This is a genomic window from Subtercola sp. Z020, from assembly GCF_002931235.1.
Classification (GTDB): Bacteria; Actinomycetota; Actinomycetes; order Actinomycetales; family Microbacteriaceae; genus Subtercola.
This window is the reverse complement of record NZ_PSTT01000053.1, coordinates 1-25,818: the sequence shown is the minus strand read 5'-3', so window position 1 is coordinate 25,818 and position 25,818 is coordinate 1. Positions and strand designations below refer to the sequence as shown.

Here is a 25,818-nt window from a genome sequence, read left to right as displayed (position 1 = left end):
GCTCATGGGTACCCTCTAGACCGCCTCTCGACGCAGATCGTCCAGGCCTTCGCCTTGGTGGATGCCGCGACGATCGTCGGTGCGCTCGTGGCTGCGGCCACGCTCGCCCGTGTTGCCGACGAGACCTCCCGCATGCTTCGCGAACGGAGCGAAGTAGCCAGCATCGGGCGGTGGGGAGTCGGTCGCATCGGCGTCGCTCGTGGCCGAGGCGTCGCCGATCCAGTCGGTCAGGCGCGCGCCGTGCAGAACGTGGGTCGCGCTCGTGGGGTCGTGCGGCCAGCCGGGCTCCCCGATCTCGTCGAGCGCCCGGTCCGAGGCGAAGACCAGCACGTTGCCGATCAGGTCGTCGTGCAGCATCCGTTCGTCCATCACCACGACGACGTGCTCGAACAGCAGCCGCAGCGTCGCGGCCTGCCGCCGGGACCACGCGAAGCCCGGCCCGTCGAGCAGGTTCACTGCAAGCCCGCCGCCGCGTGCCATCCCGCCCGCGATGCCCGCGTAGAACTCGAGGCTCGCGACCCGCGCCGCGATCGTCGCCCCCGCCCACAGGTCGACGATGGTCACTGTCGCCTCCCGCCACGGCGGCTGCGCCAGCTGCGTGCCACGCGCGCTCCCGCTCACCTCGGCACCCGCGCCCGCGTCTGCACTCTCGCCTGAAGGTGCACGATGCCCGGCACCGGCCATCCCGCCGTCGACGACCGCGCGCGCGTCGCCGAACAGGAAGCGCACGTCGGCACCGTTGGGCAGGGGCAGGATGCCGAGCAGGTCGGTCGTTCGCTCGGACTCCGACTCGACCACGTACTGCACGGCTCCGGGCCATCGGTCGGCGACGTAGCGCGCGAGGGTCAGCGCCCCGCCGCCCAGGTGCGCGACGGTCATCCCAGCCCCAGCCCCAGCCCCAGGGCCGTTTCCCGCCGAGCCACCGGCCGTCGCACCACCGCCCGCGGGGCCGTCACCGACGCCAGCCGCACCGGCCTCCGCGGCCTCCACGGCCATCGCATCGACGAACCGAGCGACGTGGCGGGCATACGCGAACCCGATCACGGTCGGGTCGGCGAGGCACACCTCGGACTGGAGGATGCCGTCGACCCTCAGCTGGTACGTCTGCGTGGGCGCGTCGACGAGATGCAGCTCTGCCTCCTGACCGTGGAGCGAACTGCGGTAGACGATCGAACCGGTTTCCATGATCCATCATAACCCGAATAAACCTCAGCTCCGAAGAACCCATCGACCCGGCCGCCCGCCTCGAACACTCCGGTGACCACCCACCGAGCAGCGCACAGAGAACCCGGCCGGGAAGCCTCTCCGACGCACCCCGACACGCGCGCCTACGGGCGCTTCGCGATCGCGAGCGAACCGGCGAAGGTGCATCTCGAGACGACCGACGTCCCGACTTCGGCTGGCGTGATTCGCGTGCGTCACGGGCGGCGCACGGGGCGCCCGAACGCGCGTGCGATCATCCTGCTGCATGGCGCAGCCGGTTCGTGGAGCACCTTCACCCCGCTGCTCGCCGCCGCCGACGCGCTCGCCGCCGCCGACCCGCAGGGCGCTCCCGCGCTCGACGACCTCATCATCCCCGACCTGCCGGGCTGGGGCGACTCGCCCCTCGCCGAGGCCGCGGCCGACCAGACGATCGAAGCGGTGGCCGCGTCGGTCGCTGATGTCGCGCGCGCACTCGGATACGAGCAGTGGATGATCGTCGGCCACTCGCTCGGCGGATTCGTCGCCCTCGAACTGGCCGCCGCGGAACCGGCGGCCACCCGCTGCGTGCTGCTCGTCTCACCGACCACGTTCGGCGTCATCGAGGCGGTACGGTCCCCGCTGCGGGGGCTCCGCGCGTTGCCCGCGTACGTCGGGATGCTCGCGGTGATGCGCACGCTGGCGCACCTCGGGCGGCTGGGCACCCGCCTCGTGGAATCGATGGGAGAGACGCGATTCTTCCGGCTGTCGATGAGTCCGCTGTTCGCTGATCCGCGCCACATCGACCCGAGCGTCTACCGCGCGCTGGCCGCGGAGGCGCGCCCGCAGGCGTTCGCGATCGCCTCGGCCCGCGCGGGGGAGTACGACCCGCGGCGCTGGTTTGGCATCCGGTGCCCCGTTCGCTCCCTGAGCGGGAGCAGCGATGTGTTCGTCGCGGATGCCGACGCGGCGCGGCTGGAGGCGACGATCCCCGATTTCGAGGGCGGCGTCATCGAGGGAGCCGGCCACTTCGGCCACATCGAGCGCCCCGTCGAGGTGCTCGAGCGATTGTTCGAATAGATGGATGCGCGCCTGAAACCTACCGCGCACGAAGATCAGGGCGCGGCCGGCGAGCCCGCCGGGCCGTGAAGCGCCTCAGGCGGTTGCGTGTGCGAGGCGCACTCCGTCTGCCGCCGCTAGGGCCGCGGCGGCCAGGGCTGCCGTGGCGTCGACGGTCGTCATCCAGAGCGGAACCACGCTGACCGCGAGTCCGGCGGCCTCGATTCCGGGGGCGAGCGCGGCATCCGATTCGTCGATGAGCCAGGCGTCGAGAATGCCGGAGCCGGAGCCGGAGCCGGCGCCGCCAGAGCTCGAACCGGTGCCGGCAGCGTCAGCACCCGCCGACGTCGAACGCGCGCCGCGCGCCCCGTAGTGGAGCGCCACCGCGTCCGCCGCCACCGCCACCCCGATCGCGTCGAGGCACGCCTTCGCCATACCGCGAACGGGCGACCCGGAGATGATCGGCGAGACGCCGACGACCGGCGCCGACGTCGTCAGAAGGGCCTCGCGCATTCCCGGCACCGGCAGAATGGTGCCGATCGAGACGACGGGGTTCGACGGCGCGACCAGAACCACGTCGGCGTCGAGAATCGCATCGACGACACCGGGTGCAGCTACGGCTGTCTCGATGCCGTGCTGCTCGAAACGCAGCGCGGGCAGCGACGCCCGGTAGCGCACCCACCACTCTTCGAAGTGCATCGTGCGGGTACCAGGAGCAGCCCCGGGAGCAGATCCGGGCTCAGTGCCCTCCTCGTCTGCAACCACCACGTGCGTCTCGACCGGCTGGTCGCTCATCGGCAGCAGGGTCACGCCGAGGTTCCAGCGCGCCGTCACCTGTGCCGTCGCCTCGCTGAGTGTCAGCCCCTCACGCAGCAGATGCGAGCGCGTGATGTGCGTTCCGAGGTCGAGATCGCCGAGCGTGAACCAGGGCCAGCCCACCCCGTAGGCCGTCAGTTCCGCGCTCACTCGCTCGCTCTCGCCGAGCCGGCCCCAGCCGCGCACCTCGTCGTTCGCACCGCCGAGGGTGTACATGATGGAGTCGAGGTCGGGGCAGACGCGGAGCCCCGTCAACCACAGGTCGTCGCCCGTGTTCACGACCACCGTCACCGTGGCCGTCGTGCCGCCCGCGCCATCGGGCAGGGTCTCACGCAGGTGCTGTCGCAGCCCCCGCAGGAATTTCGCTCCACCGACGCCGCCGGCCAACACCGTTATCTTCACGCTTCATCCTCACACGACCAGCGCCCTCGCCACCGCCCCGCCTCAGCGCCAGCCCGGCATCCGCGAGACCACCTCCTCCAGAACCGACTCCGACGCCGCATACACACCGGAGGCACGCGGCCAGTGCGTGATCACATCGGTGAAGCCGAGACCGGATGCCCGCCCCACCATCTCCTCGAACGCCTCCACGCTCGCCAGCGACGCCTGGCCGCCGGAGTCGAGCGACAGGTACCTGTCGATGTCGCCCGGGTCGCGCCCGGCCGCCGTCGCGGCATCCTCCAGCCGGTGCACCAGGGTCTCGACCGCGCTCCACCACTCTTCGCCGACCGCGCCGTCGGCCCCGGTCGTCACCCAGCCCTGCCCGAACCGGCTCACCAGGCCCAGCCCTTTCGGGCCGTTGGCCGCCAGCACGAACGGCACGCGCGGCAGTTGCGCCGGCCGCCCGACCATGCGCGCATCGACGGCGGTGTACCACTGACCCTCGAAGTGGATTCCGGATGCCGTGCCCGCAGCCGCGGCATCCGGAGCCTGCTCGAACCGCAGCAGACGGTCGAGCAGCTCGACGGCCTCGGCGAAGCGGTCGTGGCGCTCGCGCGCGGAGAGCTGCTGCTGGCCGAGAACGAACGCGTCGAACCCTGTGCCGCCCGAACCGAAGCCGAGCAGGAACCGCCCGCCCGAGATGTCGTCGACCGTTGCCACGTCTTTCGCGAATGGCACCGGGTGGCGGAAGTTCGGCGACGAGACGAAGGTGCCGAGCCGGATGCGCGAGGTCACTGCTGCGGCGGCCGTCAGCGTGGGGATGGTCGCTCCCCATGGCTCGTCGGCGAGCGAACGCCAGGAGAGGTGGTCATACGTCCACGCGTGGTCGAAGCCGTACTGCTCGGCGGCCTTCCATTTGCGCTCGAGGGCGCGCCAGGGCTCTTGGGGCAGGATGACGATTCCGAAACGCATGCGGCAAGTCTAGGGAGCACCTCCGACACCGCCGGGCCGGGCGCCCGGCAGCGCCCACGCAGCAGTCTCGCCGCGCTGTCGCCCGGCGACGCGGCATCCGTCACGCCGCGCTGTCGCCCCGCGACGCGGCGGCGAGCAGCCCGGCCACGCCGTCGACGTCGTTCTCCACGATGCCGGCCGTGATGCGCACGAACTGCCCCGCGTCGGCATCCGGTCGCTCGCCACGGTCGGCCCGCGCCTGGAACGGCGCCCCCGCCGCCACCCGGATCCCGCTTGCGGCCAGCGACACGATGGCTGCCCGCTCGTCGCGCACCGGAAGCCAGGCGTTGATGCCGTCTGCCGCCACGAAGGGCAGTCCGTGGCGCTCGAGGGCGGCCGCGAGCGCGAGCTGCCGAGCCCGGTAGGTGTCGCGTGCCCGGGCGACCTGCTCGACCGACTCGGGTGCCGTGAGCAGTTCGTAGAGAATGACCTGCAGCATCCGCGACGTCCATCCCGGCCCGAGCATGCGGCGGGCGACGATGCGATCGATGAGGGCCGCCGGCCCGCCGAGCGCGCCGATCCGCAGGTCTGGGCCGTGCGATTTCGCATAGCTCCTGATGTGCAGCACCCGGTTCGGCAGCCACGCACCGAGGCTGAGCGTCGGCGCCGAGCTGATCTCGCCCGAATGGTCGTCTTCGATGATGACCGGGTCGGTGAGGTGCGAATGCGCCTTCAGCACGCGCACGAGCTGCTCGGCCCGCTCCCGGGTCAACGACGCGCCCGTGGGGTTCTGCGCACGGGGCTGCAGGATGATCGCCGCGGGGTTCGTGGCGAGGGCGGCGGCCAGGGCATCCGGTCTCATCCCGTGTGCGTCGACCGCCACCGGCACGCGCTCGGCGCCGAACTGCTCGATCAGGTCGAAGAACGGAGGGAACGACGGGTCTTCGACGATCACCCTGTCGCCGTAGCGCACGACCATCTCGAGCGACCGGGAGATGGCGTCGAGAGCTCCGTCGAGAATCGTCAGGCCCTCGGGGGAGTAGGGCCAGGATGCCCGCAGGTGCCGTTCGAGCTCGGGCAGCACTCGTTGGGTGAGGTAGCTCGACGTGTCGGCGCGGGCGGGCACGCGCGAGAGTGCGGCGCCGAGCGAGGGGAGCAGGCGGGGATCGGGTGTGCCGCTGGAGAGGTCGAGCCGGGCTTCGACGTGGGAGCCCGCCAGCTCGGCGAAGTGGGTGGGCATCCACGTGGTTCCGGCCTGCAGCACGAAACTGCCCGCGCGACCGCGTGAGGTGATGAGCCCGACGCCCGCGAGGGCCTGCCAGGCGTTCGAGACCGTCGCGGGGCTGACGCCCAGCGCGCGGGCCAGCTCGCGAACGGTCGGCAACCGGTCTCCGGAAGCAATGCCGCCCGAACGGATCAGGCGTGAGACGGCGGCGGCGATGGCTTCGGGCGTCTTGCCCTCCACAGCCCCGATGATGCGGTCGATCATCCACACCTCTTGACTTATTTTTACGCCTGCGTCACAGTCTGAAACACGAGAGAAATGTCCACAACGAATAATAACAAAACGGGCCTCGGAAGGAACAGCGCCAATGACGGTTGTACGAGCAGCGATCACCCAGACGACTTGGACGGGTGACCTCGAGTCGATGATCCAGAAGCACGAGCAGTTCGCGCGGGATGCCGCGGCCGACGGCGCACAGGTCATCTGCTTCCAGGAGCTGTTCTACGGCCCGTACTTCGGCATCACCGAAGACAAGAAGTACTACCGCTACGCCGAGCCCGCCGACGGGCCGATCGTGCAGCGTTTCGCGGCGCTGGCGGCCGAGCTGCAGCTCGTCATGATCCTGCCGATCTACGAAGAGGACATCACGGGCGTGTACTACAACACCGCCGTCATCGTCGAGGCAGACGGCACGATCCTCGGCAAGTACCGCAAGCACCACATTCCGAACGTCGACCGCTTCTGGGAGAAGTTCTACTTCCGCCCCGGCAACATGGGCTACCCCGTCTTCGACACCTCGGTCGGCAAGATCGGCCTCTACATCTGCTACGACCGGCACTTCCCCGAGGGGTGGCGGGAGCTCGGCCTGAACGGCGCCCACATGGTCTTCAACCCCAATGCGACGAAGCCCGGTCTCTCGAACCGGTTGTGGGAGGTCGAGGGCCCCGCAGCGGCCGTCGCCAACGGCTACTTCGTGCTGCAGCCGAACCGTGTCGGCCGGGAGGACAACGAGTACGGCGACCTGGCTGTCGACTTCTACGGCACCAGCCAGGCGATCGACCCGCGGGGCAACTTCATCGGCGAGCGCGGCTCGGGCACAGAAGAAGAGCTCCTCATCAGAGACCTCGACCTCGACATGGTGCGGGAGATGCGCGACGACTGGCAGTTCTACCGCGACCGCCGCCCGGAGTCATACACCTCCATCCCGAAGCCGTAGACCCGACCACCCTCTCCCGGCACCTCTGAAGGAGCAGCGCAGATGAAGACACTCATCACGAATGGAACGGTCGTCAACGCGACCGGCACAGCCGAAGCCGACGTGCTGATCGACGGCGAGACGATCGCGGCGGTTCTCGCACCGGGCTCGGCGCTTCTGGGCTTCGACATCGCGGCCAACGTCGACCGCGTCATCGATGCCCGCGGCAAGTACGTGATACCGGGCGGCATCGACGCCCACACGCACATGGAGATGCCGTTCGGCGGCACGTTCGCCTCCGACACCTTCGAGACGGGAACGCGGGCCGCGGCCTGGGGCGGAACCACGAGCATCGTCGACTTCGTCGTGCAGTATGCCGGCGAGAACATCCTCGACGAGTACCAGCTCTGGCAGCAGAAGGCCGCCGGCAACTGCGCGATCGACTACGGGTTCCACCAGATCCTCTCCGACGTGCAGGATTCGTCGTTGACCGCGATGGATGAACTGCTGAACGAAGGCGTCAGCTCGTTCAAGCTCTTCATGGCCTACAAAGGTGTGTTCCTCTCCGACGACGGCCAGATCGTGAAGGCGATGCAGCGGGCCAGCGAGAACGGTGCGCTGATGATGATGCACGCCGAGAACGGCAGCGTCATCGACCTGCTCGTGCAGCAGTCGATCGCCCGTGGCGACACGTCTCCCTACTTCCACGGCACCACGCGACCGTGGCAGGCCGAGGAAGAGGCGACGCACCGCGCGATCATGCTGGCGAACCTCACGGGGGCGCCGCTCTACATCGTGCACGTGAGCGCCAAGCAGGCCGTCGAGCAGATCGCCATCGCCCGCGATCGCGGCCAGAACGTGTTCGCCGAGACCTGCCCGCAGTACCTCTATCTCTCGCTCGAGGAGCAGCTGGGGGCATCCAGTGCCGAATGGGGCGACTTCGAGGGGGCGAAGTGGGTGTGTTCGACCCCGCTCCGGTCGCGGGCAGAGGGCCACCAGCACCACATGTGGCAGGGTCTCCGCACAAACGACCTGCAGGTCATCTCGACCGACCACTGCCCGTTCTGCATGAAGGGCCAGAAAGACATGGGCGTCGGCGACTTCTCGAAGATCCCGAACGGCATCGGGTCTGTCGAGCACCGGATGGACCTCATCTACCAGGGTGTCGTGATGGGTGAGATCACCCTGCCGCGCTGGGTCGAGCTCACCTCCACCACGCCCGCCCGCATGTTCGGCATGTACGGCAAGAAGGGCGTCATACAGCCCGGGGCCGACGGCGACGTCGTCATCTACGACCCCAAGGGCCACACCTCGATCGGCACCGGCGAGGGCCGGTCGCACCACATGAACATGGACTACTCGGCCTGGGAGGGCTACGAGATCGACGGCCACGTCGACACGGTCATCTCCCGGGGCAAGGTGATCGTCGACGACAACGCCTACCTCGGCAGCAAGGGCGACGGCAAGTATTTCAAGCGCGGCCTGAGCCAGTACCTGATCTGATCCACCAGCGACGTCGGGCCCGCCCGGCGTCGTGTTCGAACCCGACCACCACCGCAGGAAGCAGCACCACATGGAATTCGGAGCAGTCCTCCAGACCCACCCGCCGGCGTCGCGCACCCTCGCGCTCGCGAAGCTGGCCGAGCAGCACGGCTTCGACTACGCATGGACCTTCGACTCCCACCTGCTCTGGCAGGAGCCCTATGTCATCTACAGCCAGATCCTGAACGAGACGCACCGCATCAAGGTCGGCCCCATGGTCACCAACCCGGCGACCCGCGACTGGACCGTCACGGCCTCGATCTTCGCCACGCTGAACGAGATGTACGGCAACCGCACCATCTGCGGCATCGGCCGGGGCGATTCGGCGGTGCGCACGACGAACGGCGCGCCGACCACGCTGAAGACGCTCCGAGAGTCGATCCACGTGATCCGCGAACTCGCGAACAGCCGGTCGGTCGAGTACAACGGTGCGACGCTGCAGTTCCCCTGGAGCCGCGGTTCAGAGCTCGAGGTCTGGGTGGCCGCCTACGGCCCGCTCGCCCTGAAGCTCACGGGCGAGGTCGGCGACGGCTTCATCCTGCAGCTCGCCGACGTCGACATCGCCGAATGGATGATCAAGACCGTTCGTGAGGCGGCCGAGCGAGCCGGGCGCGACCCGATGGCGATCAAGTTCTGTGTCGCGGCTCCCATGTACATCGGGAACGACTGGGAGCACATGCGCGACCAGTGCCGCTGGTTCGGTGGCATGGTCGGCAACCACGTCGCCGACATCGTGTCGAAGTACGGCACCGACTCGAACGTGCCGAAGGCCCTCACCGACTACATCGAGGCGCGCCAGGGCTACGACTACAACCAGCATGGGCTCGCGGGCAACGAGCACGCGAACTTCGTGCCCGACGAGATCGTCGACCGGTTCTGCCTGCTCGGTGACGCCTCGCAGCACATCGAGAAGCTGAAGGCCCTGAAGGAGCTCGGCGTCGACCAGTTCGCCGGCTATCTGCAGCACGACAACAAAGAAGAGACCCTGCGGGTGTACGGCGAAGCCGTCATCCCCGCGATGCGAGAGCACATCACGGCCACGGCATGACGATGACAAGGGGGGCCGACCGCACGAAGAGCCGCGCCAGCGCGGTGCTCTGGGGGGTGCTCGGCATCGTGGTGCTCGCCGTGCTGTGGGAGGGGTACAAGGCTGTCGGCCCGGTGGCGGGGGTGGAGCTCTTCGGCACGAGCATCCTGCCGAAGACCGACGACCGTTCCATGCCGCACCTCGTCGACATGCTGACACGCGCCATCGAGCCGGTGAACACCTCGGCCGGCTCGCCGCCCGTGTGGGTCGCGGTGATCGGCGCCGCCCTGAACAGCCTCGGCGTGGCCGCGGTCGGCTGGGCCGTCGGCTCCGTGGTCGGCTTTCTCATCGCGCTGCTCATGCAGCGGCTGCACGTCGCCGAACGCGCCGTGCTGCCCTGGCTCATCCTCAGCCAGACGGTTCCGCTAATCGCCCTCGCGCCGGTGATCGTCGCTTGGGGCGGCAAGATCCAGATCGGTGCGTTCTCCTGGGACAGGTGGATGTCGGTGGCCGTCATCGCGTCGTACCTTGCGTTCTTCCCCGTGGCCGTGGGGGCGCTCCGCGGCCTGCAGTCGCCCGATGCGATCCACGTCGAGCTGATGCGCACGTACAACGCGGGCTGGTTCCGCACCCTGCTGAAGCTGAGGTTGCCGGCCAGCGTGCCGTACCTTCTGCCGGCGCTCCGGCTCGGAGCGGCCAGCGCCATCGTCGGAACGGTGGTCGCCGAGGTCTCGACGGGCTACAAGGGCGGCATCGGCCGCATGATCATCGAATTCGCCCAGTCCGGAACCTCCGACCCCGCCAAGGCCTACGCCCCGATCGCCGGAGCGGTCGTGCTCGGCCTCGTCTCGGCGGCGATCGTCGCGCTCATCGGGCTCTCGCTCAAACGCTTCAACCGACAGGAGGCGGCCTCGTGACCGACACCGCTCTGAACGCCCTGCCCGCCATCTCCGTGCGCTCGGCCGGCAAGATCTTCTCCGTCGCCCGGGGGGCGGAGGTGCAGGCCCTCACCGGCATCGACCTGACCGTCGCGCCGGGGGAGTTCGTCTCCCTGATCGGCCCGTCGGGGTGTGGCAAGAGCACACTGCTCCGGCTGATCGCCGACCTCGACTCCGCGACCAGCGGCGAGATCCTCGTCTTCGGCAAGACGGCGCGACAGGCCCGGCTCGACCAGGAGTACGGCATCGCCTTCCAGAGCGCGGGGCTTCTGCCCTGGCGCTCTGTGCAGGCGAACATCGAGCTGCCGCTCGAGCTCCACGGCGTGGGCAAGGCCGAGCGCGCGGCGCGCGCCGAAGAGCTCATCGAGCTGGTCGGGCTCAGCGACTTCCGCACCCGCTACCCCGACCAGCTCTCGGGCGGCATGCAGCAGCGCGTCGCCATCGCGCGATCCCTCGCCGAGCGGCCGAAGCTCCTCCTGATGGACGAGCCGTTCGGCGCCCTCGACGAGATGACGCGCGAACGCATGCAGCAGGAACTTGTGCGCATCTGCTCGGAGACGGGAGCCGCCGTCGTCTTCGTCACACACTCCATCCCCGAGGCGGTCTTCCTCTCTGACCGCGTGGTCGTGATGTCGCCCCGACCCGGCCGCATCGTCGACATCGTGTCGGTGAACCTCGGTCCGGGCACCGAGCGGAGCGACGCCCTGCGCGAGAATGCCGCGTTCTTCGCGGGCGTCACCGCGGTGCGCGAAGCCCTGCACGGCTCTCCGGTGGCGCCGCTCGGAGCTGACCTCCGATGAGCCTCGATCCGACCGCGCCCGCCCTCTTCTCGCTTCCCGCCGAGGCGGAGGCACAGCAGCAGCCCAGTGCCCGCGCGGGGGAGGGGGGCGCCCGCGGTCGCTCGCTCGCGCGATCGGTGCTGCCCCCGCTCGTGCTGGGGGTCGCGTTCCTGCTGCTCTGGCAGCTCGTCGTGGTGGTGTTCGACATCAAGCCCTACCTGCTGCCGAGCCCGACCGACATCGCGGGGCAGATCGTCGTCGTTCTGCCGCTGTTGTGGTCGTCGCTGCTCGCCACCGGCCTGAACGCCCTCATCGGCTTGGTGGTCGGCTCGCTGCTCGCGATCGTGCTGGCCCTGCTGGCCTCGCGCGTCACCGTCTTCGACCGGATGATCGTGCCGATCGTCGCGGCACTCGCCGTCGTGCCGATCGTCGCCCTGGCGCCCATCCTGAACACGATGTTCGGGTCGACCTCCGACACCCCGCGCCGGGTCGTCGTGCTGATCGTGGTGTTCGCACCGGTGTTCATCAACACCCTGCGGGGTCTGCGGCAGGTGCGGCCCGTTCACCGCGACCTCATGCGCGCTTATGCCGCCTCGAACTGGCAGTTGACCCGCACCGTCACGCTGCCGGGCGCCGTGCCGTTCATCTTCACCGGGCTGCGCATCGCCGCGCCGCTCGGCGTCATCTCGGCGATCGTCGCGGAATACTTCGGCGGCCTGCAGAACGGCCTCGGTTCGCGCATCACCTCGGCCGCCGCGAACAGCGCCTACCCCCGCGCCTGGGCCTACGTGTTCGGCGCGATCATCCTGGGCCTCGTGTTCTACGGGGTGACCCTGCTGCTCGAGCGGCTCGCCAGCCGGCGCCGAGCCTGAGACCGTTCCACCCGCACCACTGCACGACCCGCACCACCGCACGACCCGCACCGCTGCACGACCCGCACCACTGCACGACCCGCACCACCGCACCACGCACCAGACCGCACCACTTCACCGCACCACCCGTCCAGCACCAGAACCAACGGAGGAAATGATGAAGCACAGCAAACGCATCACCCTCGGCGTGGCGGCCCTCGCCGCGTCGGCTGCCCTCGTTTTGAGTGGATGCTCGAGTTCGTCGAGCACGACCTCCGCGGCGACATCCACTGACGGCTCGGCCCTCACCCCGGTCAAGCTGCAACTGCAGTGGTTCACGCAGGCGCAGTTCGCCGGCTACTACGCCGCGCTCGACCAGGGGTACTTCGCCGACGAGGGTCTCGACGTGACCATCGTCGAGGGCGGCACCGACATCGTGCCCCAGACCCAGCTCGCCGACGGCGCGGTGGACTACGCCGTGGCCTGGGTGCCTAAGGCCCTCGCCTCCCGAGAGCAGGGCGCCGGCATCACCGATGTCGCGCAGATCCTGCAGAAGTCGGGCACCCTGCAGGTCTCGATGGCCGACAAGAACATCAAGACCGCTGCCGACCTGAAGGGCAAGGTCGTCGGCAACTGGGGCTACGGCAACGAGTTCGAGATGTTCGCCGGAATCACCAAGGCCGGCCTCGATCCCGCGACCGACGTGCAGCTCGTGCAGCAGGCCTTCGACGAATCCGGGCTGCTCGACGGCTCCATCGACGCGGCGCAGGCGGAGACGTACAACGAGTACGCGCAGATCCTGGAGACGATCAACCCGGCCACAGGCAAGCTCTACCAGCCGAGCGACCTCAACGTCATCGACTGGAACGACGAGGGCACGGCCATGCTCCAGGATGCGATCTGGGCGAACACCGACAAGCTGAACAACGACCAGGCCTACCAGGACCAGACCGTCAAGTTCCTGACGGCCGCCCTGAAGGGCTGGATCTACGCTCGCGACAACCCCCAGAAGGCGTCGGACATCGTGGTCGCCAAGGGTTCGCAGCTCGGTGCGAGCCACCAGCTCTGGCAGACCAACGAGATCAACAAGCTCATCTGGCCGTCGCCCGACGGAATCGGCATGATCGACGACAGCGCCTGGAAGCAGACGGTCGACGTCGCCATGACCGCGAAGAACCTCGAGGGAACGACGGTCATCACCAAGGAGCCCGACTCCGACGCCTACACCAACACCTACGTGCAGAAGGCGCTCGATGCGCTGAAGGGCGAGGGTGTCGACGTCACAGGAACCTCCTACGCACCCATCACAGTCACCCTCACCGAGGGCGGCAAGTAAAGCAGAGCCGCTGTGGGCATCCACTCGCCGTCTCCGCAGGCGGAGAATGGATGCCCGGCTGCACCCCTAGGAAGAAGAAGGCACCACCTGTGAACCTCAACCCCGACGACGGCCGCCTCGCCTACGAACTCGACCGCGCCCACGTGTTCCACTCCTGGTCGGCGCAGGCCGCCCTCACACCGATGGTCATCGCCGGGGGGCTCGGCAGCACCGTCTGGGACTTCGACGGTAACCGCTACCTCGACTTCTCCAGCCAGCTCATCAACGTGAACATCGGGCACCAGCACCCGGCGGTCACCGCCGCCATCCGGGAGCAGACCGAGGTGCTCACCACGATCGCACCCGCCGCCGCCAACCTCGCGCGCGGCAAGGCCGCCCAGCGCATCCTGGAGCGGGCCGGCAACGGCTTCAGCAAGGTGTTCTTCACCAACGGGGGAGCAGACGCCAACGAGAACGCCTTCCGCATGGCGCGCCTGTACACCGGCCGCGACAAGATCCTGTCGACCTACCGCTCGTACCACGGCAACACCGGTGCCGCCGTGGTCGCGACCGGCGACTGGCGCCGCATCCCGAACGAGTACGCACGGGGCCACGCGCACTTCTTCGGCCCCTACGCCTACCGCTCGGAATTCTGGTCGACGAGCCCCGAGGAGGAGAGCGCGCGAGCACTGCACCACCTGGAGCGGGTCATCATCTCCGAAGGCGCCTCGGGCATCGCCGCGATCGTGCTCGAGACGATCCCGGGCACGGCGGGCATCCTCGTTCCCCCGCCCGGCTACCTCGCCGGAGTGCGGGCCCTCTGCGACACATACGGCATCATGCTGATCTTCGATGAGGTGATGTGCGGCTTCGGCCGAGCGGGAGGGTGGTTCGCGTTCCAGGCGCTCGGCCATGTCGAGGGCGAGACCGTCGTACCCGACCTCATCACCTTCGCGAAGGGCGTCAACTCGGGCTACGTTCCGGTCGGCGGGGTCATCATCCCGCCGTACATCGCCGAAGCCTTCGACGACACGGTGTTCCCGGGTGGGCTGACGTACTCCGGGCATCCGCTCGCCATGGCCTCGATCGTGGGAGCGCTCGACGCCATGCAGGCGGAGGGCATCGTCGCCCACGCCGAGCGCATCGGCCGTGAGGTGCTCGGCCCGGGCCTCCGGGCACTGGCCGAGAAGCACGAAGCCATCGGTGAGGTGCGCGGCATGGGCGTCTTCTGGGCGCTCGACCTCGTCGCCGACCCCGAGACCCGGGAGCCGCTCCCGCAGGCCACGATCGGCGCCCTCAAGGCGAAGCTGCTCTCCCTCGGCCTTCTCCCGATCTTCGCCGACAACCGCCTGCACGTGGTGCCCCCCTGCGTGGTCACCGAGGAGGAGGTCGCCCAGGCGCTGACCATCTTCGACGAGGCCTTCGCGTCGGCCGCCGTGCACGCCTAGCGCGGCGGCGCGCGCCGTCCCCACTGCGCCGCGTCCCCACCCGGACGGAGCCCAGCGAAACCGTCGCCACAGCGGCGGCGCGTTGCCTGAGCTCCGTCCGGGTGGGGGCGCCACTCCCACGCGCACGGCGGCGCGCCTCACCCGCGAACGTGGCCACCCGATCGGCGCGCGACCGAGTAGCGTGGCTACATGGACGTACGCCGGCTCGAACTGCTCCGCGAACTCGCCGAGCGCGGCAGCATCACCGAAGTGGCGCGCGCCACCCACCGAACTCCGTCCGCCGTCTCGCAGCAGCTCCGCGTGCTCGAGAAGGAGGCCGGCCTGCCGCTGACCGAGAAGTCCGGCCGCGGAATCGTGCTGACCGATGCCGGCCGCGCCCTCGCCCGCAGCGCCACCGACGTCGCCATCGCCCTCGAACGCGCCGACGCCCTCTGGGACGAGTTCCGCCACGACCCCACGGGCGAGGTCTCGCTCGCCACCTTCCCGACCGGCGGCCAGATGCTGCTCCCCGGCGTGCTGCACCGTCTCGCCCGCCAGACCGGCCTCACGCTGCACGCGAGCGACCGCGATCCGGTCTCCGAAGGGTTCCCCGACCTCACCAACGACTTCGACATCGTCGTCGCCCATGCTCCGACCCGCCCGCCGTCGCTCTGGTACGGCCGCGGCCTCAGCATCGTGCACCTCATGACCGAGCCTCTCGACGTCGCGCTTCCCCCGGGGCATCCACTCGCCGACCAGGCCAGCGTGAGCCCGGCCGACCTCATCGGCGAACAGTGGATCGGGGTGCCCTGGGGCTACCCGTTCGAGCGCACTCTCTACGACATCTCGGCCGCAGCCGGCGCCCCCGTCGACATCGTGCAGCGCTTCGCCGACACGCGGGTGACCGAATCCCTCGTCGCGTCGGGTCTCGGAATCGCGATCCTCCCGCGCTACACCGCCGCCGGTGCGTACCTCACCTCGAGCACCCTCTCGCAGCGCATCGCTCTCAGGCCACTGTCGGGCATGCGCGCCGAGCGGCACATCTACGCCCTGATGCGCCCCGACCGCGCCGAGCGCCTCGCCGTGCGCACCGTCGCCGACGCGCTGCGGGCAGAGGCCGACGCGATCGCCGCCGCCAACCCCACGACCGCCTGAACTAGAGTTATGCTCATGTATTCGTCGACCGCCACAGCGACGGACGAACGGCGCTGCTTGGACCCCCTCCTGCTCCTCCTCTCGGAAGCTCACCATAATCGAGTCGCCTTGACCCGCCACGGTCGGTTGACGGCAACGTCGGGTCGCCTGCTGACGTCGAAGATCGACTCGGACGCCCGCTGGCTGCCTCCGTACGAGAAAGACGCGCACGATCATCTGGTGGATTCTCTCGTCGTGCTGACCGAACGACTGGGACTGGTGCGGCGAGAGGGGCGCGACCTCCTCATCTCGCACCGTGGTCGGAAGGCTAGGAAGAACATTCCGGCGCTCTGGTCTCAGTTCGCGTCGCTGCTCCCCTTCGAAACTGACGAATATGGAATCGATGTTGCCCAGTTCCTCCTTGTTCTGGTCGCCTCTGGCCTGGTCGCGTCGGAAGCATCGGCGGTTAAAACCATCGATCATCTGGTGGTATCCGCAGGATGGATGTTCTCGAATGATTCCGTCGAAGACCTCAACTCGATTGGTGCCGCGAGGCTCACCTTGGCGTCTCTGCAGCTGGCGGGCGCGCGCGACATCGCCGAGGCTCCATCGGAACAGCCGGCCTACGAACCGCTCGCGGCCCGCGGTGCCGTATTCCTTGCTTCGTCGTCGCTTGCAAACGACCGAGCGACCCGCCGACCACCCGCCGCAGCACGGTAAACTCCCTCGGTGAGCAAATTCAACAAGACCCCGTTCACGGCCAACGTCTGGGACCTGATGCACCAGCCCGGCGAGCTCCGCGAACGCGAACTCGACATCGTTGTGCCGGAGAAGATGGGCGAAGGCCTCGTCGCCGTTCAGGCAGGCGCCACACTCGAGGTGGATGCGCGCCTCGAGAGCCTGCACGACGGCATCCTGGCGACCGTGCGAGTCGACACCGAGGCCTCCGGAGTGTGCGGCAGATGCCTCAAAGACATCGAAATGCCGGTTCGAGTCGAGTTTGCGGAGCTTTTCGCGTATTCTCTTGACGAAGCTTTTGATTATCAGGTTGAGGCCGACCATGTCGACCTCGAACCTCTGATCAGGGATGCGGTTGTTCTCGCACTCCCGTTTCAGCCGGTTTGTCGGCCAGATTGCCCAGGACTCGACCCGGTCACGGGTGAGCGGCTGGAAGATCTGCCCGAGCGTGCACCGCAGGAAGAGTTCGATTCCCGCTGGTCGGCGCTGACCGGGCTGCTGGGCCAGTCCGGTTCCGGTGCGCACGCTGAGACAGGGTCAGATCAGACGGATCGAGAAGCTTCCACAGACACGGCAACCGACGGTGAGACTCCGTCTGCGAGCCCCACCGAGAGAGAAAAGAGTTAGCTCATGGCTGTTCCGAAGCGAAAGATGTCGCGGGCCTCGACCCGCATGCGCCGCGCACAGTGGAAGGCCACCGCGCCGACCCTGGTCAAGACCGTCGAGAACGGCAAGACCACCTACAGCCTTCCGCACCGCGCGAAGGTCGTCGAAGACTCCGCAGGCACCGCCCTGTTCCTGGAGTACAAGGGCCGCAAGGTCGCCGACGTCTGAGATGACCGCGCGCCCGACGGGCGACGCGATCGGTCTTCACACAGGGTGCGCCGGGTCGGAGTGAGGCAGTGAGCAAGACGACTGCACGTTCCGACCGGGCGCACCTTTTGTCGACCCTGGGTGTCGGGATTCCGGATGCCCTGCTGAACCTGGCACTCACCCACCGCTCGTGGTCCTACGAGAACGGTGGTGTGCCGACGAACGAGCGCCTCGAGTTCCTTGGCGACTCGGTGCTCGGCCAGGCCGTCACGGTGATGCTCTACACGCGGTACCCCGACCTCGACGAGGGCGAGCTCGCCAAGCGCCGCGCCAGTCTCGTGAGCACAGTGGCTCTCGCCCGCATCGGCACGACGATCGGGCTCGGCGAGTACGTGATGCTCGGCCGCGGCGAAGACCTCACCGGTGGCCGTGCGAAGGCCTCGATCCTCGCCGACACCGTCGAGGCGCTGATCGGTGCGACGTACCTCGGCCTCGGCGGCGACGTCGCCACCGCGCTCGTACTCCGCCTCGTCGAACCGCTGGTGTCAGACCCGAACACCTTCGGTCGCTCGATGGACCCGAAGACGGGCCTGCAGGAGCTGGCGGCATCCCTCGGCGCAGACGCGCCCGTCTACGAGGTCACCGAGAGCGGCCCCGACCATCGCAAGACGTTCATCGCGACCGTCACCGTCGGCGCGCTCGCCCGTGCCACCGGCGAGGGGTCGAGCAAGAAGCAGGCCGAGTCGGTCGCGGCCCGCCAGGCGCAGGCGCTGTTGAGCGCCGGTACGCCGTAGTGCCGGTTCGCAATCGTGCCGGCGTGCATCCACCCGTGATCGAACGCCGCCGCTAGTGCCCGAACTCCCCGAAGTCGAGGTCGTGCGGGCCGGCCTCGAACCCGCCGTCTCTGGCTCCCTCATCACCGGCGTCGAAGTCTTCGACCCGCGCTCCCTCAAGCGGCACAGCCCCCTCGTCGGCCCGTTCGCCGACCTTCTCACCGGGCACCGGATGCTCGCGGCCGTGCGTCGCGGAAAGTTCCTGTGGTTCCCGCTGTCGTCGGGCCGGGCCCTCGTGACTCACCTCGGCATGAGCGGGCAGGTGCTCCTCCGTGCGCCCGGCGCGGTCGAAGACGGGCTGCTCCGCATCCGCGTGAGCATCGAGCATCCCGCTCTCGGCGAGCTCTGGGTGAACTTCGTCGACCAGCGCATCTTCGGATCGATGGCGGTCGACGAGCTGGTGTCGACCGCCGACGGTCGCGCGGCCGGGTTCGCGGGGGCTGCCGTTCTCGACCCGGCGTGGGCTGCCCTCATTCCCAGCCAGGTCGCGCACATCGCGCGCGACCCCCTCGACCCGGCGTTCGACGAGGCGACCTTCTTCGGGGCGCTGCAGCGCAAGAGCACCGGCATCAAGCGGGCGCTGCTCGACCAGACCCTCGTCAGCGGCATCGGCAACATCTACGCCGACGAGGCCCTCTGGGCTGCGAAACTGCACTACGCGCAGCCGACCGCCTCGCTCGGGCCGCGTGTCGCCCGCCGCCTGCTCGCCGAGGTGCGCCTCGTCGTGACGAAGGCGCTCGCCGAGGGCGGCACCAGCTTCGACGCGCAGTACGTGAACGTCAACGGCGCCTCCGGCTACTTCTCGCACAGCCTGAATGCGTACGGGCAGCAGGGCAAGCCGTGCCCGCGCTGCGGCCACCTCATCGTGCGCGAGCAGTTCATGAACCGCTCCTCGCACTTCTGCCCCCACTGCCAGCGCCTGAAGCGCCCCCGCCCCGCGGCCTAGACGGGGCGCGGCCTAGACGGGGCGCGGCCTAGACGGGGCGCGGCGCCTGCGGGTCGTCGGCAGGAGTCGCCCGCTCGGCCTCGAGAGCCGCGGCCGAAGCCGCCGCCGACGAGTACCGCGCACCGACGTGGCCGAGCAGCGCCACCACCACCGTGATGAGCGCCGAGAGCGACACCCCCCAGCCGAGCCCGAGCCGCAGCAACAGTGCACCCACTCCAGCACCCGCAGCGATCAGCACGATCGCCGCCGCCCGGCGGAACCACGGCTGGCCCTTCCCGCCCGCCAGGCGCGAGTCCGCTGCGAACCCGGTGATTGTCGACGTGACGACCACGGTCGTGACATCCTTCACCGCGATGTGCCGCGCCGTTCCCGCCTGGATGCCCATGGCGATGGCCAGGAACAGCGTCACGATGTACTCGGCCGGCTTCGGGGGAGTGCCGCCGTAGATCAGCAACGCGATCGCCAGCCCGACCATGATCACCGCGACCACTGTGAGCAACGTCGTGCTGCGATGCGTCCAGCCCTCCTTGATCGGCCGCAGAACCCGCCCCGCGATCACCGCGCCGAGCATGAAGCTGAGCAGCGCGATCACCGGCCCGATCACCGGCAGGCCGTCGGCACCGGCCAGTGCCATGCCGAGGATCACGACGTTGCCGGTCATGTTTCCGGTGAAGACGCGGTCGAGCCCGAGGTAGCCGACCGCGTCGACGACGCCGGTGGAGAAGGTCAGGGCGAGCATCAGCCCGAGGTGGAGCTTCGGCGTGTTGCTGCTGAGTCGTCGGAGCATCGGTTTCCTCACTCGGCCGCAGGGGGGCGCGGCACTACTCTCGAAGGGTCGGCGGATGGTCGGCAGAAGACCGGCGAACGGCTGCCCCGGGCAGCCGGCCTGGAACGCACCGAGAGGCACGAGGGAACATGGACTTCGACACGCTCCAGCCGCAGAGCGGCCCGATCCGGTCCCCACACTATCTGCCCGCCACCGGCCGCAACGTGCTGTGGGGCCGCCTGCCCTGCGCCGCAGACGAGGCGGTGCTCGAGGTCGACTCCGGCGACGAGGTCACCATCGACACGCTGAGCCACGAGGGCATCCTCGAAGACCAGGGTCGCGACCCGCTCGGCTACTTCCGTGGCCACGGCGTCGACCGTGACCACGTGCTCGACGACGCGATCGCTCTCGCCGGCTCCGACTACCCCCGTGATCGCAGCTCCGACGGCCCGCATGTGGTGACCGGCCCGATCCGCGTGCGCGGCGCCCGCCCGGGCGACCTCCTGCAGATGACGCTCGTCGAGGCGCTGCCCCGCGTTCCGTACGGCGTGATCTCCAATCGGCACAGCCGCGGGGCCCTGCCGGAGGAGTACCCCGCCGACCTCGAGACGGTGAGCGTCTTCTCGGCGGTCGACGAAGATCCGGATGGCCGCCGGGTCGGCACCCTGCCGGTCACGCCCGGCGGCCCGCAGGTGGTGCGTTTTCCCCTCGCGCCGTTCCTCGGCATCATGGGCGTCGCCGTCTCGGGCGACACCCGCCCGCACTCGGTGCCGCCCGGCCCGCACGGGGGCAACATCGACATCAACCTGCTGACCGCCGGCAGCGCGCTCTACCTCCCAGTGCAGGTACCGGGCGCCCTCGCCTACGTCGGCGATCCGCACTTCGCGCAGGGCGACGGCGAGGTCGCGCTCACCGCGATGGAGGCGTCGCTTCGGGTGACGGTGCGCTTCGACGTCGTCGAGCAGCAGGATGCCCTGCAGCAGTTCGGCCGGCTCGTCGGGCCGCTCGCCGAGACCCGCGAGTTCCTCGTACCGACCGGTCTGAGCGTCGATCTCGACGAGGCGGTGCAGCACTGCGTGCGCGCAGCGATCGGGCTGCTCGGAGCGCGGTACGGCATGGATCCGCACCTCGCCTACGCGTACCTCAGCGCCGCGACCGACTTCAACATCTCGCAGGTGGTCGACATCGTCAAGGGTGTGCACGCCCGCATCCGCGTCGCCGACTTCGCCGCGCTCTGAAACATCTGTTGCACGAGTGCTACCCTGAAACATCTGATTCACGAGCATCCGGAGACCCCATGGCCAGCCTGCCGATCAACCCGCCCAGCCGCCTGCTCATGGGCCCGGGCCCGATCAACGCCGACCCCCGGGTGCTGCGCGCCCTGTCCGCCCAGCTGCTCGGCCAGTACGACCCGGCGATGACGGCCTACATGACCGAGACCATGGCGCTCTACCGCGAGGTGTTCCGCACGGCGAACGAACAGACGCTGCTCATCGACGGAACCTCGCGCGCCGGCATCGAAGCGGCCCTCATCAGCATGATCGAGCCCGGCGACCGCGTGCTCGTGCCGGTCTTCGGCCGGTTCGGTCACCTGCTCCGCGAGATCGCCGAGCGTTCCGGCGCCGAGGTGCACGTCATCGAGGCCGAGTGGGGCACCGTCTTCACGCCCGAGCAGATCGAGCGCGCCATACGCGAGACGCAACCGAAGATCCTCGCGGTCGTGCACGGCGACACCTCCACCACGATGGCCCAGCCCCTCGACGAACTCGGCGCGATCTGCCGCGAACACGGCGTCATCTTCTACACGGATGTCACGGCATCCCTCGCCGGCAACGCCTTCGAGGCGGATGCCTGGGGCCTCGACGCCGTCACGGCGGGCCTGCAGAAATGCCTGGCCGGCCCGAGCGGATCTGCGCCGGCCACCTTCTCGCCGCGCGCCGTGGAGCTCATCGACTCTCGCAAGAGCATCGAGGCGGGCATCCGCACCGACGGCGACGAGGTGCTCCGCGCACCCATCCGGTCGAACTACTTCGACCTCGCCATGATCTTCGACTACTGGGGCGAGAAGCGTCTCAATCACCACACCGAGGCCACGTCGATGCTCTACGCCGCGCGCGAGTGCGCCCGCCTGCTCGTCGAGGAGGGCATCGACGTCGCCGTCGAACGGCACCGGATGCACGGCGGCGCCATGCTCGAGGGCCTCCGCGGCCTCGGGCTCGAGGTCTTCGGCGACGTCTCGCACAAGATGAACAACGTGACGGCGGTGTACATCCCGCAGGGGGTCTCGGGCGACGCGGTGCGCGGGGAACTGCTCGACGACTACGGCATCGAGATCGGAACCTCGTTCGGCCCGCTGCACGGCAAGGTCTGGCGCATCGGCACGATGGGCTACAACGCTCGGCGTGACACGGTGCTCACGACGCTCGCCGCCCTCGAGCAGGTGCTGCGCCGCGCAGGCGCCGGGGTGTCGGCCGGCGGGGGAGTCGGCGCCGCCCTCGACTTCTATTCCGATGAACGCGCTGCCGACGAACGCGCTGCCGACGAAGCGCGCGCGGTGGAGCTGGCCGCCCTGGAGACGGTCGACCTGTGACAGAAGCCGCAGCCCCGCTCGAAGCCGCAGCCCCGTACGAATCCGCAGCCCCGCACGCGACGCCCGCCACCGGGCCCCTCGACCGCACCGGCGCCGTCTCGCTGCTCGCCCGCTGCGACGAACTCGCCGCCTACAGCACCCTGCCCGGCGGCCTGATCCGCCGGGTCTACCTCACCGACGAGCATCGCGCCGTCAACGCGCTCGCCGCGAAGTGGATGCTCGAAGCCGGCATGCGCACCTGGCAAGACGCCGCAGGCAACCAGTGCGGCCGCCTCGAAGGCCGCACCCCCGGGCTCCCGGCCCTGCTGCTCGGCTCGCACCTCGACACCGTTCCCGCTGCCGGGCGCTACGACGGGATCCTCGGCGTCCTCATCGCCATCGCCACAGTCGATCGCATCCATTCCAGCGGCATCGACCTTCCGTTCGCGCTCGAAGTGGTCGCGTTCGGCGACGAAGAGGGCACCCGCTTCGGCCGGGCCCTGCTCGGCAGCCGAGCGCTCGCCGGAACCTTCGACCCCGACTGGCTCGACCTCGTCGACGAGCAGGGCATCACCCTCCGTGACGCGTACACCGCGTTCGGGCTCGATCCCACGCTCGAAACGCCGGCTCCTGATGCCGTGACCGACGCCAGCGCGCCGACCGGCCTTGCCGCCGCCGCCCGGCGCCCCGACGATCTCGTCGGCTACCTCGAAGCGCACATCGAGCAGGGCCCGTACCTCGAGGAGGCCGGTCACGCCCTCGGCATCGTCTCGTCCATCGCCGGAGCCCGCCGTTTCGCCATCACGGTCACCGGCCAGGCGGGCCATTCCGGCACCCCCTTCGACCGACGCCACGACGCCCTGGCCGGTGCGGCCGAGATCGTCTCCCTCATCGAGAGCACCGCGCGCGGCGCCGGGCTCATCGCCACGGTGGGCCACCTCGACGTCTTCCCGAACGCGGTCAACGTGATTCCCGGCCGCGTCGAACTGAGCCTCGACCTCCGTGCGGAGTTCGACGACGACCGCGACCGCGTCTGGCAGCAGCTGGGCGACGCCATGGCCGCGGTCGCCGCGCGCCGGGGGCTCACCGTCGAATCCCGCCAGACGCACAGCGCCCCCGCCGTCGCCTGCAGCCCCCGACTCCGCGCGGCGATCGAAACGGGCATCCGGAGCACCGGCCAGACCGACCCGATGCTGCTGCTCAGTCGCGCCGGGCACGACGGGATGGCTGTGGCCGACGTCACCGATTTCGCGATGCTGTTCATCCGCTGCCGCGGGGGTGTCAGCCACCACCCCGACGAGCACGTGCTGGCAGAAGACGTGGCCGCCGCAACCGATGCCTTCGAGGCGGCCGTGCGCGCGCTGGTCGCAGCGCATCCCGCGTGACCGTGCCCGCCTCCGACGCAGTGCCCGCCCCCATCGGGCAGCGGATCGCCGACGCGTACGGTGAGCTCTCGCCGCAGGAGCAGCGCGCCGCCGACGTGATCCTCGACCACCTCGACGACCTCGCCGTCTACAACGCCAGCGAGCTCGCGGGCCTCAGCGGAGTGTCGAAGGCCACCGTGAGCCGCCTCTTCCGCAGTCTCGGCTACGCCGACGCCCAGGAGGTGCGGGCCCATGCCCGGGCGCTGCGGGGCCAGGGCGTTCCGCTCGGCGGCATCACCCTCGGCTCGGCGCACGCCGCCGCTGCATCGGCGGCCACTGCGCCAGCGGCCCCAGCGCCGGCTGCCCCTGCGCCAGCGGCCATCGCACCGGCGGCCGCGCGCCCCGGCATCGCGCGCGGCGCCGCCACCGGCCCGACCCCGAGCCCGACGCCGACGCTCGAAGCGCACCTCGAGCGAGAGCTCGCCAACCTCCGGGCCGTGCTCGCCCTCGCCGCCGATGGGCGCCTCGCCGCCGCAGCCGGCCTGATCGCCCAGGCCCGCCGCGTGGTCGTCATCGGGCTCCGCAACTCCTACCCCGTCGCCCTGCACCTTCGCGAACAACTCGTGCAGGGCCTCGCCGACGTTCGCCTCGCCCCCCAGCCCGGCCAGTCGATCGCCGAAGAACTCCGTGGGCTGACCGCCGCCGACGCGGTCGTCCTCGTCGGGTTCCGCCGCCGCCCCGCCGGCTTCTCACGGATCGTGGATGCCGCGGCCGCACTCGGCGCACCCGTCATCCTCCTCGCCGACGACTCCGCCGAGCGTCACGCCGCCCGCGCCGCCGTCTGGCTGGAGTGCCCGGTGCAGAGCGTCGTCGCCCTCGACAGTTACGCCGCGGCGAACAGCCTCGTCGCCCTGCTCGCGACCGAGACCCTCGGCCATTCGAGTCGCACGACGCGCACCCGCATCGCCGCGATCAACCGGCTCTACACCGACCTCGACGAGCTGGAGTCGCCCCGCTGACCTGCGGAGCCGTCGGCCCCCTGCGTCTCCCGCGACGGCGGACGCAGGCTGTCGACATCGTGGCCCGGTTCGAGGTCGGCGCACTCCACCGGGGCGGCGCCGCGGGCGAGCAGGTACCGCCGGGCTCCCGAATCACCGTGCAACTCAGCGGCGAGCGGCGCCCAGTGCGCCCGGCCGAGGAACACCGGATGCCCGGGCCGACCGTCGAACGTCGCCTGCACCAGGGCGTGGTCGCCGACCGCGGCGAGGCCTCGGCCGCCCCGGAAGGCCTCCGCGCGTACCCGAGCGATCGTCTCGACGCGGAGCGAGGGTGTGTCGACGAGGGTGATGAGCGCCCCGACCACCTCGGGCTGCGATTCTGCTGCGTCTGCGTCTGCGTCTGCGACTGCGACTGCGACTGCGTCTGCGTCTGCGACTGCGACTGCGACTGCGTCCAGGCTCGCACCCCCACCCCCACCCGCACCCGCGCCCGGGCTCTCGCCCGCACCCGCGCCCGCACTCGCCGCCACCGCACCGAGCCCGGCCCTCAACGACGCCCCCATACCGTCGGCCCAGTCCGCCGCCTCGCAGACCACGAGTCGGGGCTCCGCGCCGAGCGCCGCCGCCAGCACCGCGCGAACGTCTGCCGCGGCCGCACCGATCACCACCACGACGGGCGAGCATCCGGAGTCCAACAGAACCCGCGCACCCCGCACGACCCACGCCTCGCCGCGCCCGCCCGGCACGACCCACGCCTCGCCGCGCCCGCCCCGCACCAGCGCCTTCGGCTGGCCCATGCGCGTGCCGGCGCCCGCCGCGAGCAGCACCCCGGCCACCCGCGCGTCTCCGCCCAGAGACCCCGCGCCGCCGCGCCCCGCGCCGCCGTCTGGCTGGAGTGCCCGGTGCAGAGCGTCGTCGCCCTCGACAGTTACGCCGCGGCGAACAGCCTCGTCGCCCTGCTCGCGACCGAGA

At 69.9% G+C, this 25,818-nt stretch carries 25 protein-coding genes; 19 read left to right on the top strand and 6 right to left on the bottom strand.

Annotated elements, in window-relative coordinates; all coding sequences use genetic code 11:
- Positions 1-15 precede the first annotated feature (15 nt).
- Positions 16-1,185 (bottom strand): hypothetical protein, encoded by a 1,170-nt coding sequence (locus C5B96_RS07485; protein WP_104244489.1) that lies wholly within the window; start codon positions 1,183-1,185, stop codon positions 16-18.
- 72 nt (positions 1,186-1,257) lie between these two features.
- Here C5B96_RS07485 and C5B96_RS07480 point away from each other — a divergent pair, with 72 nt between their 5' ends.
- The gene (locus C5B96_RS07480) at positions 1,258-2,259 is read left to right on the top strand and encodes an alpha/beta fold hydrolase (RefSeq protein WP_104244487.1); all 1,002 of its coding nucleotides are present in this window, start codon (positions 1,258-1,260) and stop codon (positions 2,257-2,259) included.
- A 75-nt stretch (positions 2,260-2,334) separates the two neighbouring features.
- Here the strand turns inward: C5B96_RS07480 and cofD are convergent, their stop codons facing one another.
- The 3 genes from cofD to C5B96_RS07465 all read right to left on the bottom strand — a co-directional run bounded on the left by cofD (position 2,335) and on the right by C5B96_RS07465 (position 5,875).
- Positions 2,335-3,456, bottom strand: coding sequence for a 2-phospho-L-lactate transferase (gene cofD, locus C5B96_RS07475; RefSeq protein ID WP_104244485.1), 1,122 nt, complete (start codon positions 3,454-3,456; stop codon positions 2,335-2,337).
- A 42-nt stretch (positions 3,457-3,498) separates the two neighbouring features.
- Positions 3,499-4,407 (bottom strand): LLM class flavin-dependent oxidoreductase, encoded by a 909-nt coding sequence (locus C5B96_RS07470; RefSeq protein WP_104244483.1) that lies wholly within the window; start codon positions 4,405-4,407, stop codon positions 3,499-3,501.
- A 100-nt stretch (positions 4,408-4,507) separates the two neighbouring features.
- The gene (locus C5B96_RS07465) at positions 4,508-5,875 is read right to left on the bottom strand and encodes an aminotransferase class I/II-fold pyridoxal phosphate-dependent enzyme (protein WP_104244481.1); all 1,368 of its coding nucleotides are present in this window, start codon (positions 5,873-5,875) and stop codon (positions 4,508-4,510) included.
- A gap of 103 nt (positions 5,876-5,978) precedes the next feature.
- Here C5B96_RS07465 and C5B96_RS07460 point away from each other — a divergent pair, with 103 nt between their 5' ends.
- The 14 genes from C5B96_RS07460 (at position 5,979) to mutM (ending at position 19,149) form a co-directional block, all read left to right on the top strand.
- A complete protein-coding gene (locus C5B96_RS07460) occupies positions 5,979-6,827 on the top strand; it encodes a nitrilase-related carbon-nitrogen hydrolase (protein ID WP_104244479.1) in 849 nt (282 codons plus the stop codon).
- Positions 6,828-6,869: 42 nt separating this feature from the next.
- Positions 6,870-8,309, top strand: a complete 1,440-nt coding sequence (gene hydA / locus C5B96_RS07455; RefSeq protein ID WP_104244477.1) for a dihydropyrimidinase — start codon at positions 6,870-6,872, stop codon at positions 8,307-8,309.
- Positions 8,310-8,379: 70 nt separating this feature from the next.
- Positions 8,380-9,396 carry a TIGR03842 family LLM class F420-dependent oxidoreductase gene (locus C5B96_RS07450; protein WP_104244475.1) on the top strand — a complete coding sequence of 339 codons (1,017 nt, stop codon included), beginning with the start codon at positions 8,380-8,382 and terminating at the stop codon, positions 9,394-9,396.
- The gene (locus tag C5B96_RS07445; protein WP_199176584.1) at positions 9,393-10,292 is read left to right on the top strand and encodes an ABC transporter permease; all 900 of its coding nucleotides are present in this window, start codon (positions 9,393-9,395) and stop codon (positions 10,290-10,292) included. Before C5B96_RS07450 ends, C5B96_RS07445 begins: the two co-directional genes overlap by 4 nt.
- The gene (locus tag C5B96_RS07440) at positions 10,289-11,113 is read left to right on the top strand and encodes an ABC transporter ATP-binding protein (RefSeq protein WP_104244471.1); all 825 of its coding nucleotides are present in this window, start codon (positions 10,289-10,291) and stop codon (positions 11,111-11,113) included. Before C5B96_RS07445 ends, C5B96_RS07440 begins: the two co-directional genes overlap by 4 nt.
- Positions 11,110-11,964: an ABC transporter permease gene (locus tag C5B96_RS07435; RefSeq protein WP_104244469.1), complete on the top strand. Its 855-nt coding sequence runs from the start codon at positions 11,110-11,112 to the stop codon at positions 11,962-11,964. The genes C5B96_RS07440 and C5B96_RS07435 overlap by 4 nt, the downstream gene beginning before the upstream one ends.
- Positions 11,965-12,121: 157 nt before the next feature.
- Complete coding sequence (locus C5B96_RS07430; RefSeq protein WP_104244511.1) at positions 12,122-13,279, top strand: ABC transporter substrate-binding protein; 1,158 nt, start codon at positions 12,122-12,124, stop codon at positions 13,277-13,279.
- A gap of 89 nt (positions 13,280-13,368) precedes the next feature.
- Positions 13,369-14,706: an aspartate aminotransferase family protein gene (locus tag C5B96_RS07425; protein ID WP_233189062.1), complete on the top strand. Its 1,338-nt coding sequence runs from the start codon at positions 13,369-13,371 to the stop codon at positions 14,704-14,706.
- 189 nt (positions 14,707-14,895) lie between these two features.
- Complete coding sequence (locus C5B96_RS07420) at positions 14,896-15,840, top strand: LysR family transcriptional regulator (RefSeq protein WP_104244465.1); 945 nt, start codon at positions 14,896-14,898, stop codon at positions 15,838-15,840.
- 15 nt (positions 15,841-15,855) lie between these two features.
- Positions 15,856-16,539: a hypothetical protein gene (locus tag C5B96_RS07415; protein WP_146078111.1), complete on the top strand. Its 684-nt coding sequence runs from the start codon at positions 15,856-15,858 to the stop codon at positions 16,537-16,539.
- Positions 16,540-16,548: 9 nt separating this feature from the next.
- A complete protein-coding gene (locus C5B96_RS07410; RefSeq protein WP_104244461.1) occupies positions 16,549-17,184 on the top strand; it encodes a DUF177 domain-containing protein in 636 nt (211 codons plus the stop codon).
- Positions 17,185-17,187: 3 nt separating this feature from the next.
- Positions 17,188-17,391, top strand: coding sequence for a 50S ribosomal protein L32 (gene rpmF / locus C5B96_RS07405; RefSeq protein ID WP_104244459.1), 204 nt, complete (start codon positions 17,188-17,190; stop codon positions 17,389-17,391).
- A gap of 68 nt (positions 17,392-17,459) precedes the next feature.
- Positions 17,460-18,164, top strand: a complete 705-nt coding sequence (gene rnc, locus C5B96_RS07400; protein WP_104244457.1) for a ribonuclease III — start codon at positions 17,460-17,462, stop codon at positions 18,162-18,164.
- A gap of 55 nt (positions 18,165-18,219) precedes the next feature.
- Entirely contained in the window at positions 18,220-19,149 is a 930-nt protein-coding gene (gene mutM / locus C5B96_RS07395; protein ID WP_104244455.1) for a bifunctional DNA-formamidopyrimidine glycosylase/DNA-(apurinic or apyrimidinic site) lyase, read from the top strand.
- 28 nt (positions 19,150-19,177) lie between these two features.
- Here the strand turns inward: mutM and C5B96_RS07390 are convergent, their stop codons facing one another.
- Positions 19,178-19,936 (bottom strand): YoaK family protein, encoded by a 759-nt coding sequence (locus tag C5B96_RS07390; protein WP_104244453.1) that lies wholly within the window; start codon positions 19,934-19,936, stop codon positions 19,178-19,180.
- A 128-nt stretch (positions 19,937-20,064) separates the two neighbouring features.
- Between C5B96_RS07390 and C5B96_RS07385 the strand changes: the two genes are divergently transcribed.
- The 4 genes from C5B96_RS07385 to C5B96_RS18015 are packed head-to-tail and all read left to right on the top strand — an operon-like array spanning position 20,065 to position 24,867.
- Positions 20,065-21,153, top strand: coding sequence for an acetamidase/formamidase family protein (locus C5B96_RS07385; RefSeq protein ID WP_104244451.1), 1,089 nt, complete (start codon positions 20,065-20,067; stop codon positions 21,151-21,153).
- A gap of 59 nt (positions 21,154-21,212) precedes the next feature.
- On the top strand, positions 21,213-22,505 hold the full coding sequence (locus C5B96_RS07380) for an alanine--glyoxylate aminotransferase family protein (protein WP_104244449.1): 1,293 nt from the start codon (positions 21,213-21,215) through the stop codon (positions 22,503-22,505).
- Entirely contained in the window at positions 22,502-23,869 is a 1,368-nt protein-coding gene (locus C5B96_RS07375; RefSeq protein WP_233189061.1) for an allantoate amidohydrolase, read from the top strand. The genes C5B96_RS07380 and C5B96_RS07375 overlap by 4 nt, the downstream gene beginning before the upstream one ends.
- Positions 23,866-24,867, top strand: coding sequence for a MurR/RpiR family transcriptional regulator (locus tag C5B96_RS18015; RefSeq protein ID WP_304466023.1), 1,002 nt, complete (start codon positions 23,866-23,868; stop codon positions 24,865-24,867). The genes C5B96_RS07375 and C5B96_RS18015 overlap by 4 nt, the downstream gene beginning before the upstream one ends.
- On the opposite strand, the gene C5B96_RS07365 is transcribed toward C5B96_RS18015, so the two are convergent.
- Positions 24,831-25,818: NTP transferase domain-containing protein (locus tag C5B96_RS07365; RefSeq protein ID WP_146078110.1), on the bottom strand; the 988-nt coding region annotated here is incomplete at its 5' end. The two genes, C5B96_RS18015 and C5B96_RS07365, sit on opposite strands and share 37 nt — an antisense overlap.

Excerpts from the sequence above, each read along its gene's own strand:
- C5B96_RS07485 (WP_104244489.1), bottom strand. The coding sequence starts at position 1,185 with ATGGAAACCGGTTCGATCGTCTACCGCAGTTCGCTCCACGGTCAGGAG.
- C5B96_RS07470 (WP_104244483.1), bottom strand. The coding sequence starts at position 4,407 with ATGCGTTTCGGAATCGTCATCCTGCCCCAAGAGCCCTGGCGCGCCCTC.
- C5B96_RS07465 (WP_104244481.1), bottom strand. The coding sequence starts at position 5,875 with ATGATCGACCGCATCATCGGGGCTGTGGAGGGCAAGACGCCCGAAGCC.
- C5B96_RS07460 (WP_104244479.1), top strand. The coding sequence starts at position 5,979 with ATGACGGTTGTACGAGCAGCGATCACCCAGACGACTTGGACGGGTGAC.
- hydA (WP_104244477.1), top strand. The coding sequence starts at position 6,870 with ATGAAGACACTCATCACGAATGGAACGGTCGTCAACGCGACCGGCACA.
- C5B96_RS07450 (WP_104244475.1), top strand. The coding sequence starts at position 8,380 with ATGGAATTCGGAGCAGTCCTCCAGACCCACCCGCCGGCGTCGCGCACC.
- C5B96_RS07445 (WP_199176584.1), top strand. The coding sequence starts at position 9,393 with ATGACGATGACAAGGGGGGCCGACCGCACGAAGAGCCGCGCCAGCGCG.
- C5B96_RS07435 (WP_104244469.1), top strand. The coding sequence starts at position 11,110 with ATGAGCCTCGATCCGACCGCGCCCGCCCTCTTCTCGCTTCCCGCCGAG.
- C5B96_RS07430 (WP_104244511.1), top strand. The coding sequence starts at position 12,122 with ATGAAGCACAGCAAACGCATCACCCTCGGCGTGGCGGCCCTCGCCGCG.
- C5B96_RS07420 (WP_104244465.1), top strand. The coding sequence starts at position 14,896 with ATGGACGTACGCCGGCTCGAACTGCTCCGCGAACTCGCCGAGCGCGGC.
- C5B96_RS07415 (WP_146078111.1), top strand. The coding sequence starts at position 15,856 with ATGTATTCGTCGACCGCCACAGCGACGGACGAACGGCGCTGCTTGGAC.
- rpmF (WP_104244459.1), top strand. The coding sequence starts at position 17,188 with ATGGCTGTTCCGAAGCGAAAGATGTCGCGGGCCTCGACCCGCATGCGC.
- C5B96_RS07390 (WP_104244453.1), bottom strand. The coding sequence starts at position 19,936 with ATGCTCCGACGACTCAGCAGCAACACGCCGAAGCTCCACCTCGGGCTG.
- C5B96_RS07385 (WP_104244451.1), top strand. The coding sequence starts at position 20,065 with ATGGACTTCGACACGCTCCAGCCGCAGAGCGGCCCGATCCGGTCCCCA.
- C5B96_RS07380 (WP_104244449.1), top strand. The coding sequence starts at position 21,213 with ATGGCCAGCCTGCCGATCAACCCGCCCAGCCGCCTGCTCATGGGCCCG.